This window comes from Brevibacterium sp. CSND-B09 (genome assembly GCF_052906525.1).
In genome coordinates, this window is record NZ_JBREGI010000001.1 from 111,831 (window position 1) to 125,658 (window position 13,828).

Below are 13,828 nucleotides of genomic sequence, written 5' to 3' on the forward strand. Positions count from 1 at the left end.
CTGCGTCCGCATGGATCTCCAGTCAGCCCGGTCCATCGCTCCAGTGTCCAGAAACATGAAATGCCCTGTGGACAGAGGTTCTCCGTCCACAGAGCTTCAATGTCCGAGTCGCCCACGGAGTGTGTTCGAGTCGGAGACGCGCGTCTGCGTCTCAGCCGAGCATCTCGTAAGCCCGTCGGTGCTCTCCGATGACGCTCTTCACCGAGTTGAGATACGAGCTCTGGGCGACGCGGCCGACCGCGTCCCGCAGCTTGCCGTCGACCTCGGAAGCCGCTTCCTTCGCGCCTCTGGCCCGCGCAGACTTTGCCATCAGAGAGGTCACGAACGAACCGATGCAGCCGATCAGGAACAGCCCGATGCTGACGATCCAACACCACGTCGGCAGGGCACCCGAACCGATTGCGGCGACGAGGGCGGAGACGATGATGCCGAGGAGACCGACGATCGAAGCGACGAAGAAGATGATCTGCAGGGTGTGTGCCAGCGACCACCAACCAGGGCTCTGGCGAGTGATATCCACAGCCGTGACGGCCGAGTCGAGATTCGCCGACAGCTCGTCGGTGCTCTTCTTCTCTGCTTCCGCGGCCTCGTTCTGCCATGCCTGCGGCATGGTCGACACGGATTCTGCGATGAGTTCGTGCGCCATGAGCCGGACGTGGGAGCTCTGTGCCTTCGTCGTCGCCGGCACCGATGCGCGGACGAGCTCGTCCCTGTCCTGACCGTGCTTGGCACCCAGCGGATCGGGCGCATTGCGCTGGGCCCATGCGAGGATGGGGTAGCCAGTCTTGCGATAGGAACGGCGGATGTAATCATCGTGCACGGTCTGTGCCACGGCTTCGACACCGGCGGCTTCCGACATCGTCTCGACCAGTCGGGATGCACCGGCCAACTCGTCGGGCGAGGAGACCGGTTCTCCGAGTTCCTTCCGGATCCGATTGGCCATCGCCTGCATATCGGCCAACAGCCTCTCGGCCGCTGCATCGTTCGAGTCGACGGTGTCGGCGAGGATGCTGCGGATCTCCGGGATGCCCTCACGGGTCACGGCCGAGGAGATGCGCACATTCGTCTCGCTCAGCCCATCCTCGTTGAGCAGCTGGCGCAGATGGTCGGTTGCGGCCTTCTGCTCCTCCGGACTGAGTTTGTCGATCTGGTTGAGGACGACGACCATGTTCGCACTGTTCTCGGCGAGTTTGGTCAGGTACTCGGAGTGCAGCGAGAAGTCGGCGTACTTCTGTGGGTCGACGACCCAGAACACGACGTCGACGAGTCCCACCAGACGATCCGACTCGACACGGTGTTCAACTGCCGTGGAGTCGTGGTCGGGCAGGTCGAGCAGGATCAGACCGTGCAGGCGTCTCTGATCGTCGCCGTCGAGCGCGGACTCGCGCCAGGTGCGGCTGCGTTCGGGAACATGCAGCCAGTCGAGGACATCGTTTCCGCCCTCGCCCCAGACGCATGCGGTCGGTCGTGAAGTCGTCGGCCTGCGCACACCGACACGGGCGATCTCGAGACCGGCCACTGCGTTGAACAGTGAGGATTTGCCGGAGCCCGTCGACCCGGCGAACGCCACGACGGTAAAGTCCTCACCCAGGCCCAGGCGGTCTTCCGCCCGGTCGAGCAGATTCTGAGCATCGGTGCGAACCTCTCCGCCGAGCTTGTCCTCACTCAGCGACAGGGCGTGTGAGATGCCTTCGGCGAGACGCCGGATCTCGGTCTGTGCGGAACTGTTCACAATGCCACCTCAAGTCGTTCACCGGAGGCGCGCAGGGCGCCCGCTTGCCGCGCCGGTACCGCGGATAGTCTCAGTGCGTTGTCGAAAGGAGTACGGCAGCCCGCCACGATGCCCACAGCCGCGTCGAGGAAGCGCTGTCGGATCGATGCGATGAGACCGGCCGCCTCGTCGGCTCCGAAGATCGTCTCCGCAAGATTGAGTGCGACTCCTGCCCCTTGTCGGGTGCTCTGCCCGCCTTCGCCGGCGCTCCGCGGATCCCAGAAGGCCGCGTATTCGACGACGGCGCAGACTCCTGCAACGCCGAAGGACAGGATCCGGGCCTTGGACTTCTTGCCCTGACCGATATCGCGCACTAGCGCGTTGACTTCATCCGACCACGTGGCCACCGCCGACTTCACTGAGTCCTCGAGCCCCGCGGCCACCGTGCGCAGTTCAGGCTGATCTTCGATGAGGGCCGCACCTGCAGCGGTGTTTCGCCACTCGGCATTGACTTCATCGACCACGTCGATGGCCTGTTCGCGCAGCGACACAGCCGCGCTGCGCAGGATGGCGACATGCAATGGAGTAGCCGCGTCATGTTTGCCGGTCACCGCTGCGGAGATGCGATCGCGCATTCGAGCCATCGTCGGCTCCAGTCCGCGGAAGAGCTGGCCTGTGCCCACGAAGTCCTGCCAGCGGGCATTGACCTCTCCGTGCAGGACCCGTCCGTCGGAGAAGACTTCGGCAAGTCCGGATTGAGCCGATCGGAAGCTCTTCTCCACTGAGCCGACCAGGGCGATGTGGGCCTGTTCCTGAGTTTCGGCGAAGTCGGCGAGCTCCCTGACCCGTGCGGGCAGGGCAGCGATCGCACCCGTCAGCGTGCGATTGCGGATACGTTCGAGTGAGGTGCCCTCCGTGCCGACCTGAGAGATCCAGGAGCGAATAGGGTAGATCGCCGCATGAGGCAGCAGACCGTCTTCCAGCTCGAGCTCGGCGACGGAGAAGATCGGTGAGTTCGCCAGTCCTGCATCAGCGAGAAGACTCGACAGGTGATGCCTGACTTCGCGGTTGGCTTCAGGTGGAACTCGATCGAGAACGATGGCCACCGAAGTGCTTCGCGCAGCGGCCGTCTTCAACAAGGCCCACGGGGCGGCATCGGCGTACCGGTTCGCCGTTGTCACGAAGAGCCACAGGTCGGCGCTGAGCAGAACCCTGCGCGAGAGCGCACGGTTCGTCTCCGAGATGGAGTCCATGTCCGGACAGTCGAGGATGGCAGTGCCCGCTTCGATGTTCTCATCTGCGATGAGCACGACTCCGGGCATGGCCCACTGAGGATCGGAGCTGCGCGGCAGGTCAGGCAGGTAATGCTCTGATTCGAAGAACTTCGCATCGGCGGGGTTGAAGATGACGACCGGGTTGCCCGTCGTCGGTCGACGCACGCCGGCAGGACTGACATTGCGCCCTACGAGGGAGTTGACCAGTGTCGATTTGCCGGCACCTGTCGACCCGCCCACGGCGATGAGGAACGGAGTCCGCGAACGATTGATCCGCGGCAGCACGTAGTCGTTGAGTTCCGCAGTCAGTGTCGAGTGTGCTGTGCGAGCGTCGGCGAAGTCTTCGCTGCGCAGGGTGAAGCGCGTCTCCGAAACTCGCTTGACGATATCGTTCAACGCTTGGCCGACCGGCGGCGTCACGGCGCTCTTGCTCTCAGTCATCACGCCTCCACTCTCTATGTTTTCCCAGCTTGGCACCAACTGCCACGCCGTATCGGCGCGGAATTGCTCAGCGACAGCAGGGATCAGACGGACCCGCCCGATCAACGGATGCGGGCATGAGAAGCGCCCCCGGCGGGGCTCGAACCCGCGACCTACCGCTTAGAAGGCGGTTGCTCTATCCGACTGAGCTACGGAGGCTCAAATATCGTAACCGATGCCCGGATGAGAACAGAAAGCGGCCCCGGGTCGGTGCGGACTGTCTCGTCCGTCGGCTCGAACCGGGGCCGATGCGCTGCCGTGAAAGCTCGGCAGGAACATCTCAGTAGTGACGGGCTGCGTTCTCCATCGACTTCCTCACCGTCACGAATGACACGGCCACCACTCCCGTCATCGCAAGAATGACTGCCACGGCTTCGATCCCGAAGGCGAAGTCGACGATGATCGGGAAGAATCCTGCGAGCATGAAGCCCAGCAACGCGACAAGCGTGAGTGCCGTGGCAACTGAGAAGAGCTTTGCACCATTCATTGTCCATCTCCTTCGATCGATGCATCCGATGGAGAAAGACTAACGCCAGATGAGACTCACGTCACTGAGAATTTCAGAAGAATTCGACTCAGCCTTCGCCCCGAGCGTCGATCGCCTTCTCCAGACGCTCGAGTTTGCCGTCGATCTCGCCGGTGTAGCCGGGACGGATATCGGCCTTGACCACCAGGGACACTCGAGTGCCGAACTGGCCGACAGCCTCGGTGGCCTCTTTGATGACCGCGAAGACCTCGTCCCATTCCCCTTCGATGGTCGTGAACATCGAGTCCGTCCGGTGCGGCAGACCGGAATTGCGGACGATCTCGACAGCCGCTGCCACGGCATCGTGGACCGAGGCGTCGGCCCCTTCTCCCCCACTGGGAGCGACTGAGAAAGCTGCGAGCATGTTGATGGTCCCTTCTGTCCGGTCCGGTGGGGAGCCGATCGGCTCCCCACCGGTTCATCTGGCTGAATTGAGGTCGAACGACTCGGCTCAGGCCTGAGCGGGCACTGTCACGATGAGCGAGTCACCCTGCCCGCCGCCTCCGCAGAGTGCGGCGATACCCGTGCCGCCGCCTCGGCGCTGGAGTTCGAGGGCAAGGGTGAGGACGACCCGGGCTCCCGAGGCACCGATCGGGTGGCCAAGTGCGACGGCGCCGCCGTTGACGTTGACCTTGTCCTCGTCGATGCCGAGGTCCTTGGCGCTGGCCAGGCCGACGGCGGCGAAGGCTTCGTTGATCTCATAGAGGTCGAAGGAGTCGGCTGCGACGCCTTCACGCTCGGCAGCGACCTTGATCGCCTGTGAGGGCTGGTGCTGGAGAGTCGAGTCCGGTCCGGCGGTCCAGGCATGCGAACGGATCTCGGCGAGGATCGGAGCGCCGAGCTCTTCGGCCTTCTCACGCGACATGACGACGACAGCGCAGGCTCCGTCGGAGATCTGCGAAGCGTTGCCGGCGGTGATCGTTCCGTCCTTCCGGAAAGACGGCCGCAGCTTGGACAGGGACTCGGCCGTCGTGTCAGGACGCACACCCTCGTCTGCGGAGATGGTGACATCGCCCTTGCGCGAGCTGATGGTCACTGGCACGATCTCATTCTCGAAGGCACCGGCCTTCTGTGCCGCCGCCGCGCGCTGGTGCGAACGAGCGGAGAACTCATCCTGCTCAGCGCGCGAGAACTCGCGGTCACCGGCATTGGCCTCTTCGGTCAGTCCGCCCATAGCCTGATCGGTGAATGCGTCCCAGAGTCCGTCGTAGTCCATATGGTCCTTGGCGACGACATCACCGTACTTGTACCCCGAACGCGATTTCATCAGCATGTGCGGGGCCTGGCTCATCGATTCCTGCCCGCCCGCCACGACGACGTCGTACTCGCCGGCTCGGATCAGCTGAGCCGCTTGGGTGATCGTGTTGATTCCCGACAGGCACAGCTTGTTGACCGACACAGCCGGAACGGACATCGGAATGCCGGCTTTGACTGCCGCCTGTCGACCGGGGCCCTGACTGTTTCCGGCCTGCAGAACCTGGCCCATGATCACGTAGTCGACGTCGGAGCCCTGAATGCCGGCACGATCGAGTGCCCCGGCGATGGCTTCGGCGCCGAGCTCGACGGCACTGAGTTTCGACAGCTCTCCCTGCAGTCGCCCGAACGGTGTGCGCGCTCCGGCGACGATCACTGCATCAGCCATATTTCCTCCTCGGATATCCGCGCTGCGGACGCGTGTCCGCAGCACGTATGCATTTCGACATCCACCAGCCTAGTCGAGGCCCATGTGGCCTGCATCACGGGGTCCGCGCGGCCATGGATCAAGCCCTCGTCCACACTCTCGCATTCGCACCCAACACTCATGGAGTCTCCGTTAGAGTAGGACGAGGACAGCCTAAGAACACCCCCTTTCCAAGATGACAGGAGTTCGCTTCAGTGACGCCCACCGAAGAATTCCGCACAGCGATGCGCGGCTACGAGAAGAGTGAAGTCGATTCGCGACTGCAGCAGCTGCGCACCGAGGTCGAGTCGGTCCGCAAGGCCCTGGCCGATGCGCGCAGTCAGGTCATCAATGCAGATCGGGCGAAGCTGCAGATCGCCGGTGAGCTCTCCGAAGCCAAAGCACAGCTGAAGAAGGCTGCCAACGACAATGCAGAGGCGGCAGGGCCTCCCGGAAGCCGCATCGACCATCTTCTCAAGATCGCCGAGTCGCAGGCCCGCGAGACCCTGGCTCAGGCCAATTCCGATGCCGAGACGATTCGGAACAAGGCCCGCGCCGAGGCGGCGTCCGCTCGCGCTCGGATGCACACCGAGAGCAACGACACACTGTCCAATGCGCGCTCGGAAGCCGATGCGATCACTTCCTCGGCCGAGCTGCGCGCCGAAGAGACGATCAAGGCCGCTGAGAAACGCGCAGCCGAGCTCAGCGCAACCACCGAACGCGAGACCAACCAGGCCAAGGAAGCGAATGCCGCTTCCGCCAAGGAGGCTCGTGAGAGTCTCGATCTCGAGCTCTCCGAACTGCGGGCGACCGCTGAGAAGGAAGCTGCGGATCTGCGTGCCGAGGCCAAGACCGAGGCAGAGGAGACAGTGGCGGCTGCTCAGGCGCAGGCCGATGAGCTGCTCAAGTCCGCGAAGGCACGCGACGAGGCATCGAAGAAGGCCGGAAACGACTTCGACGTCGAGCTCGCGAACAAGCGCAAGGAAGCCGAGACCGAACGCAAGAAGCGCTACGAAGAGGCTCAGGTCGAGAACAAGAAGCTCGTCGAAGAGGCTCAGGCACGCGCAGCGAAGGCCGACACCGAGGCCAAGGAAGCTGCCGAGCGTGCGGAGCAGACTCGCACCGACGCGGTGAAGAAGGCCGACGAGATCATCGCCGACGGAAAGTCCCGCGCACAGACGCTCATTGCGGAAGCTCGCGCCACCGCCGAGGCAACCATTGAGGAATCCGCGGCAGAGGCCAAACGCAATGTCGCCTCCGCACAGTCGCAGGTCGATCTGCTCACGAAGCAGCGCAAGACGATCACTGCTCAGCTCGACCAGCTCCGTTCGCTGTTCGCTATGCCCGGGGTCATGGGCGGCGACTCAGTGGATCCGGCGAAGGCCGAATCGGCGTCTCACGCCACCGAGCAGATCGCCGACGGTCAGGAGCTCGAAGACCTGCTGGCCGACGATGACTCGTCGGATGCGCCCAAGGCCGACGACTCCGCGAAGTCGACCGATGACGCAGGATCGAACGACGCCGAAACCTCGAAGTCCGGATCTGCCTCGGGCGGGGGTTCGAAGTCGACCGGTCCTGCGAAGAACGATGGTGCCGGAGCCGAGGACAACGGCCCTGCGAAGGCTTCCGACGAGTCGGCCGAAAGCTCGAAGTCGACTCCTGCTTCGAAGAACGCTGCGGAGTCGAACGCTGACTCTGCCGCTGATGAGAAGGACACGGCAGGCGAAGATCTGCCCAACGGCGCCACCGACGAGGACACGATCTCGATCAACGCTCAGGTCTCCGGCTCGAAGGACAACTCGAAGACCTCGCGCTCGCGCAACTCGCTGCGCTGAGATCGATTGAGTCGAGACCGACTGCGTCCAGACGAATCGAACTGAGACGGGCCGAATCGACTATGAGAAGGGACCCGCTGACGCGGGTCCCTTCGTCACTATGAGGCACGTTGGCTGACTGAGGTCTCAGTCGACTCCAGCCCTGTTGACGACAGCCCGGAGATCATCTGACCTCACCGGAAGCGGTCGAAGCAGTGCTGGTGCCAGTGCCGCCTGCTTTCGACCCCGATCTCGATTCCGTGGGGAGCATCCTGACGCCACGCAACGACATGGCTCGAGGCGGCGCTGACGTCGCGACCGCAGCCGGGGCAGACATAGACCTTGCCGGATTCGTTTCCCTTCACGGTCTGCACGGACCAGGTTCCGTCCGGCAGTGAACGGCTTGTCCTCATGCCTGCCACAGAGTCGGACAGATCGCGGGGAGACTGCTGCCATTTGTTCTTGCGACGCGAGGATGAAGATCGTGGCATTGAGTCATTGTCTCACGTAGGCTGAAGCGCGTGCGTCTAGTCATTGCCCAATGCTCCGTTGATTATGCCGGTCGTCTGACCGCCCACCTTCCGATGGCCACCCGCCTCATTATGCTCAAGTCCGACGGCTCGGTGCTCATCCATTCCGACGGCGGTTCCTATAAGCCCCTGAACTGGATGACTCCCCCGTGTACGGTTCGGCATATCGAGCCCGACGCCGAGCAGGCCGAGGCCGGCCTGACGGAGCTGTGGGAGGTTTCCCAGACGAAGACCGGTGACCGTCTCGTCATCTCCATCGCCGAGGTCCTCGCTGACGACTCCTATGAGCTCGGGGTCGATCCCGGGCTGGTCAAGGACGGGGTCGAAGCGCATCTGCAGGAACTGCTCGCCGAGCATATCGAGACCCTCGGCGAGGGCTACAGTCTGGTGCGCCGCGAATACATGACCGCGATCGGTCCGGTGGACATCTTGGCTCGTGACGACGGACAGAAGTCTGTGGCGGTGGAGATCAAGCGCCGCGGCGATATCGACGGTGTCGAACAGCTGACCCGCTATCTCGAGCTGATGAATCGCGATCCACTGCTGAGCCCAGTCAACGGAGTCTTCGCTGCTCAGGAGATCAAACCGCAGGCACGTACTCTCGCTGAGGACCGCGGCATCCGCTGCGTCGTTCTCGACTACGATGCTCTCCGCGGAATGGACGACCCCGAGACGCGCCTCTTCTGATCACCCACGATCAGCCGGCGAATCAGCCCACGGTCAACCTGCGAGATGGCCGGCCACCAACTCCAGCGTCGCCGATCAACCCGCGGGAAAGCCGGCCACTCACTTCAGCCGCGCCGATCAAGCCGAGCCGTGTCGCTCCCTTCGTGCAGCGTCCGTAGCTCCTCAGCGCGGGCCCACACCGTCGATCAAGGCGAACAGCGTTTATCGCCCTGTCTCCGGAACGAATTACGCTGTCCGCCTTGATCGAGCGTCAGGATCACGCTTCGCGACGGCTGTCGTCCATGACCAGTCGTCGTCGCACTGACTCTCCGATCCGCAGGAAGAGGTCGGCGGAGAAGAGATCGCTCCACCGGACACGGAAGACCAACCAGCCCTCGTTGCGCAGCGCATACTCGCGGCGCCGTTCACGTTCGAAAGTCACTTGCGGATCCGCTCCGTCGAGGTGGTACTTTCCTGCACCATCGAACTCTGCGATGACCTTCGCCCGTCTATTGGCGAAATCGGTACGGCCCAAGTGTTTGCCGGCTCCATCGCGAATGTCGACCTGCGGCTCGAACCCCGGAATCGAATGCTCGACTAACCGCACCGCGCAGATCGACTCAGCGACGCTCTCGCGGCGTGCATCGACATTCTCCAATACCTTGACGATCTTCCGTGTGCCTGTGCGAACAGGATGCGCTTCACTGAAGGAACGCATCTGTTCGACGGTCACGACCGAGCTGCGCACCGCTGCATCGAGCGCCGCGACAGAGAATGCGAGCGGACAGTCCCGAGCAATGTCGAGCAGCGTCTGCAGGACCGTCGTCACCGGGATCCCATCGACGAACTCGTACCCTGCACGATCTGAGGCGCGTCGCCGCACAAGCATCTTCGCCAGACGAACTCCGCTGCGCGGACGCACCGATTCGGCGAAGACATCGTCCCGCTCGACGTATGGAATCGGAAGGCCGTGAACGATGAGTGCACTGCGGTGAGAGAATACTGCGTCCGGAGGCAGGCGATCGACGTACGACCGGACGAGGATTCTCAGATCCTCCACGCGTTTGCGCAGGCCCGTCGACTCTATCGGCAGTGTGGTTGTGGGAGCCGCGGCTATCGCACTGACGAAACTGTGCGCCGGATCAGAACATTCTGCGGTGACAACATATCGCCCTCGTTCCAATCGTCGCAGACAGCATCGCTCGGCGGCTCTGATCCGATGACAGTCCCACCCGGCCTCGAGCAGTGCGGCAGTCGACAGACATCTATACATGCCTTCAAGCATGCGTGACGAGACGCGGGAGAACCAGGATGAGAAGTCGGGCTGTGGACAACCCTCGACTCTTCCACACAGACCGCATCGTCACGAGGAACGGCCGACGTGCAGGACCGCGGAACCACCGCGCAGGCCCTCGAACGGCGGTCGGCCGCAGTCGCCGTTCAAGGCGAAGCGCGAATTCCGCGCCGTTTACCTATCGACAGACGAGGGCGACCTTGAACGAGAGAGCGAACCTCGGACAGACGGGGGCCCGCTTGAATGAGTACGACGACTACCGAAAACCGACGACCGACTTGCACGAACGAGGCATCTCCTGACAGCCAAGATCCGCGAAGTTCGTCGAGTGAGAGAACTAGTCGAAGCTGAGGACGTCGCGCCTCTCGACGCGTTCGATGTCGACACCGAGGGCGCGAAGATTGTCGACGAAGTTCTCGTAGCCGCGTTCGATGTGATCGATTCCCGATACCTCGGTCACTCCCCCGGCCCGGAGGGCGGCCATGACCAGGCCCGCTCCCGCGCGGATATCGGAAGCTTCGACTTCGGCACCGGAAAGACTCTCGCTGCCGGTGACGAGTGCATGGTTGCCGTCGATGCGGACCTTCGCACCGAGGCGGGCGATCTCCTGCACGAAGCGCCAGCGCGCTTCGAACAGATTCTCAGACAGCAGACCGATACCGTCGGACACCGAGTTCAACGCGATGACGAACGGCTGCAGATCCGTCGGGAATCCCGGGAACGGCATGGTGGCCACCCGGATGGCTTGGGGACGCGAGGCGCCGATGACGCGGAATCCCTTGCCCCGCGTTCCGTCACCGAGGATGATCTCACCGAGGTCTTCCACCGTGGCGCCAGAATCCCGAAGCTTCATACCGATATTGGGCATGATGTCGAGCCCGACTCCGCGTACGGTCACATCGCCCGCGCTCAATGCGGCGCCGAAGGCGAAGGTTCCGGCGACGATGCGGTCGCCGACGGTGCGGTGGGTGACCGGCTGCAGCGATTCGACACCGGTGATGGTGAGGTCAGAGGTGCCGATCCCCTCGATCTGCGCCCCCATCTCGACGAGCATCGTACAGATGTCGACGATCTCGGGTTCGCGCGCGGCGTTGGCGATGGTCGTGGTGCCATGGGCGAGAGTTGCCGCCATGACGAGGTTCTCGGTGGCTCCGACGGAGGGGAACTCGAGGACGATCTCGGTACCGCGCAGACCCGTCGGAGCCTCTGCGACGAAATAGCCGTGGTCGAGGTGGACGACAGCGCCCAGGGCCTCGAGACCGGCCTGATGCATGTCGAGTCCCCGGGAACCGATGGCGTCACCGCCGGGAAGAGCCACATGTGCGGCACGCATCCGTGCGGTCAGTGGGCCGAGGACGGAGATCGAAGCCCGCATTGCGCGGACGAGTTCGTAGTCGGCTTGGATGCCGACTTCGGCGGGGACGTCGATGCTCACGACGCCGTCTTCGGCGTCATAGTCGACCTCGCAGCCGAGGCGGACGAGCAGTTCGACCATGATCCGCACGTCGAGGATGGCCGGGACGTTGGTGATAGTCGTGCGTCCCACGGCGAGGAGACTCGCCGCCATGAGTTTGAGGACGCTGTTCTTGGCGCCTCTGACGTCGATGGTTCCCGCCAACTGCGCGGGCCCGGTCAAGCGGAAGACATCCATTAAGTGAAACGTCCCATCGTCGGATTGAAGCCAGGAGGTGATGATTCGAGCCACGAAGCCATCGTGGACAGGGATTCGGTGTCCATTGCCAGAGACACGGAACGCGGACGACCGTCCGCCTTGCCGTACGAGCAGTCGACAACGACCGCTTCGGGCAGAACCGAGTACTGCTCACCGGAGGTGGGCTTGCGCCGGACGAGGATGTCGAGATCCGCGCGCGGCAATCGGAACGCGGCGCGCCGCGTCAGTGCGAAGACCGGATACCAATCCAGGGAGGTGACCGAGAACACGGCCACGCCCAAACGCCAACGTGGGCGAGAAGAATACTCCTCGCCCACGTTGATGGAACAGTCAAAGGCACCCGAGAGCTTCGAGATCGACCTGCGTCGGATCGTGACGACCACGATCAGAGCAAGCGCAAGTCCTACCAACGAGAGCAGAACGATCAGCAGGACAGAAGGGTTCACGGTTGCCAGTGTAACCTGCGGATCAGAGAAGTTCGGCCTGATCAGCGGCAATGATCACACGGTTGTTCTCCACCGAGAGGAATCCGCCATCGGCTTTGACCCTGATGGTGTCCTCTCCCGGGGTGAGAATCCGTGCTTCGCCGTCGGCGACGACACCCAGCACGGGCTCGTGGCCCGGCAGGATGCCGATCTCGCCGTCGAGGGTACGGGCGATGACGCGCTTGGCCTCACCGACCCATACCTCGCGATCAGCAGCCACGACATTCACTTCGAGTGTCGCCATGGCTTACTTCTGCATCTCTTCGTAGTTGCGCATGACATCGTCAAGGCCGCCGACGTTGAAGAATGCCTGCTCCGGGATGTGGTCGACTTCGCCCGAGCAGATCTTCGAGAAGCCTTCGATCGTGTCGGCCAGCGGCACGGTCGAACCGGGAACCTGAGTGAACTTCTCAGCGGTGTAGGTGTTCTGCGAGAGGAACTGTTCGATACGACGCGCACGGTGAACGACGAGCTTGTCCTCTTCACCGAGTTCATCGACACCGAGGATGGCGATGATGTCCTGCAGTTCCTTGTTCTTCTGCAGAATCGCCTTGACCTCGTTGGCCACGCGGTAGTGCTCGTCACCGACGATCAGCGGATCGAGGATGCGCGAGGACGATGCGAGCGGGTCGATCGCCGGGTACAGACCGCGCGAAGCGATGTCACGGCTGAGCTCCGTGGTCGCGTCGAGGTGGGCGAATGTCGTCGCAGGAGCCGGGTCGGTGTAGTCATCGGCGGGAACGTAGATCGCCTGCATCGACGTGATCGAGTGACCACGCGTCGAGGTGATGCGCTCCTGCAGCAGACCCATCTCGTCAGCCAGGTTGGGCTGGTAGCCCACGGCCGAGGGCATGCGACCCAGCAGGGTCGAGACCTCGGAGCCGGCCTGGGTGAAGCGGAAGATGTTGTCGATGAACAGCAGCACGTCCTGGTTCTGCACATCGCGGAAGTACTCCGCCATGGTCAGCGCCGACAGCGCCACGCGCAGACGGGTGCCTGGCGGCTCGTCCATCTGGCCGAACACCAGCGCGGTGTCCTTGAAGACTCCTGCCTCATCCATTTCCATGATGAGGTCGTTGCCCTCACGGGTACGCTCGCCCACACCGGCGAACACCGAGGTGCCCGAGTGGTTGTGCGCGATACGGAAGATCATCTCCTGGATGAGCACGGTCTTGCCGACACCGGCGCCGCCGAAAAGACCGATCTTTCCACCCTGGACGTAGGGGGTGAGGAGGTCGATGCTCTTGATGCCGACTTCGAGGATCTCGGTCTTGGACTCGAGCTCGTCGAACGACGGTGCCGGACGGTGGATGGGCCACCGCTCGGAGATCTCCAGCTCCTCGCCGTCGGCGAGGTTGAGGCAGTCACCGGTGGTGCTCCACACATGGTGCTTGGTCACGTCTCCGACGGGAACGGAGATCGGTGCGCCGGTGTCGACGACTTCCTGTCCGCGGACAAGTCCGTCGGTCGGCTGCAGCGACACTGCGCGGACCAGTCCGTTGCCCAGGTGAAGTGCGACCTCGAAGGTCAGCTTCCGGGTTCCTTCGGACAGTTCCACCGACGCGGTCAATGCGTTGTAGATCTCGGGCACGGAGTCGAGCGGGAACTCGATGTCGACAACCGGGCCGATGACTCGGGAAATCCGGCCGAGGGCAGTGCCCTGTGCCGGAGAGGTTTCCGTTGCTGTGGCAGTCATGGTCTCTTTCTCTCTGCTCT

13 protein-coding genes and 1 tRNA gene are annotated in these 13,828 nt (G+C 63.3%); 2 read left to right on the plus strand and 12 right to left on the minus strand.

Features of this window, described 5'->3' with window-relative positions:
- Positions 1–151: 151 nt before the first annotated feature.
- The 6 genes from ACU4IU_RS00695 to ACU4IU_RS00720 form a co-directional block, all read right to left on the minus strand.
- A complete protein-coding gene (locus ACU4IU_RS00695) occupies positions 152–1,732 on the minus strand; it encodes a GTPase (RefSeq protein WP_446655658.1) in 1,581 nt (526 codons plus the stop codon).
- The gene (locus ACU4IU_RS00700) at positions 1,729–3,426 is read right to left on the minus strand and encodes a dynamin family protein (RefSeq protein ID WP_446655659.1); all 1,698 of its coding nucleotides are present in this window, start codon (positions 3,424–3,426) and stop codon (positions 1,729–1,731) included. The genes ACU4IU_RS00695 and ACU4IU_RS00700 overlap by 4 nt, the downstream gene beginning before the upstream one ends.
- A gap of 124 nt (positions 3,427–3,550) precedes the next feature.
- Positions 3,551–3,624 (minus strand) — tRNA-Arg (locus ACU4IU_RS00705).
- Between the two features lie 121 nt (positions 3,625–3,745).
- Positions 3,746–3,952, minus strand: a complete 207-nt coding sequence (locus ACU4IU_RS00710; protein WP_139466994.1) for a hypothetical protein — start codon at positions 3,950–3,952, stop codon at positions 3,746–3,748.
- An 88-nt stretch (positions 3,953–4,040) separates the two neighbouring features.
- Complete coding sequence (locus ACU4IU_RS00715) at positions 4,041–4,355, minus strand: thiamine-binding protein (protein WP_139466993.1); 315 nt, start codon at positions 4,353–4,355, stop codon at positions 4,041–4,043.
- 87 nt (positions 4,356–4,442) lie between these two features.
- Positions 4,443–5,633 carry an acetyl-CoA C-acetyltransferase gene (locus tag ACU4IU_RS00720; RefSeq protein ID WP_264801520.1) on the minus strand — a complete coding sequence of 397 codons (1,191 nt, stop codon included), beginning with the start codon at positions 5,631–5,633 and terminating at the stop codon, positions 4,443–4,445.
- Positions 5,634–5,866: 233 nt separating this feature from the next.
- Between ACU4IU_RS00720 and ACU4IU_RS00725 the strand changes: the two genes are divergently transcribed.
- Positions 5,867–7,486, plus strand: a complete 1,620-nt coding sequence (locus tag ACU4IU_RS00725; RefSeq protein ID WP_172169205.1) for a cell division protein — start codon at positions 5,867–5,869, stop codon at positions 7,484–7,486.
- A gap of 173 nt (positions 7,487–7,659) precedes the next feature.
- Here the strand turns inward: ACU4IU_RS00725 and ACU4IU_RS00730 are convergent, their stop codons facing one another.
- Positions 7,660–7,956 (minus strand): hypothetical protein, encoded by a 297-nt coding sequence (locus ACU4IU_RS00730; protein WP_446655660.1) that lies wholly within the window; start codon positions 7,954–7,956, stop codon positions 7,660–7,662.
- A gap of 30 nt (positions 7,957–7,986) precedes the next feature.
- Here ACU4IU_RS00730 and nucS point away from each other — a divergent pair, with 30 nt between their 5' ends.
- Positions 7,987–8,682, plus strand: a complete 696-nt coding sequence (gene nucS, locus ACU4IU_RS00735) for an endonuclease NucS (protein ID WP_446655661.1) — start codon at positions 7,987–7,989, stop codon at positions 8,680–8,682.
- A 256-nt stretch (positions 8,683–8,938) separates the two neighbouring features.
- On the opposite strand, the gene ACU4IU_RS00740 is transcribed toward nucS, so the two are convergent.
- The 5 genes from ACU4IU_RS00740 to atpD form a co-directional block, all read right to left on the minus strand.
- The gene (locus ACU4IU_RS00740) at positions 8,939–9,721 is read right to left on the minus strand and encodes a hypothetical protein (RefSeq protein ID WP_446655662.1); all 783 of its coding nucleotides are present in this window, start codon (positions 9,719–9,721) and stop codon (positions 8,939–8,941) included.
- 571 nt (positions 9,722–10,292) lie between these two features.
- Entirely contained in the window at positions 10,293–11,606 is a 1,314-nt protein-coding gene (murA, locus tag ACU4IU_RS00745) for a UDP-N-acetylglucosamine 1-carboxyvinyltransferase (protein WP_446655663.1), read from the minus strand.
- Positions 11,606–12,073 carry a DUF2550 domain-containing protein gene (locus ACU4IU_RS00750; RefSeq protein ID WP_025776910.1) on the minus strand — a complete coding sequence of 156 codons (468 nt, stop codon included), beginning with the start codon at positions 12,071–12,073 and terminating at the stop codon, positions 11,606–11,608. Before ACU4IU_RS00750 ends, murA begins: the two co-directional genes overlap by 1 nt.
- 22 nt (positions 12,074–12,095) lie before the next feature.
- Complete coding sequence (locus ACU4IU_RS00755) at positions 12,096–12,356, minus strand: F0F1 ATP synthase subunit epsilon (protein ID WP_101545515.1); 261 nt, start codon at positions 12,354–12,356, stop codon at positions 12,096–12,098.
- A 3-nt stretch (positions 12,357–12,359) separates the two neighbouring features.
- Positions 12,360–13,808, minus strand: a complete 1,449-nt coding sequence (gene atpD, locus ACU4IU_RS00760) for a F0F1 ATP synthase subunit beta (RefSeq protein ID WP_446655664.1) — start codon at positions 13,806–13,808, stop codon at positions 12,360–12,362.
- Positions 13,809–13,828 lie beyond the last annotated feature (20 nt).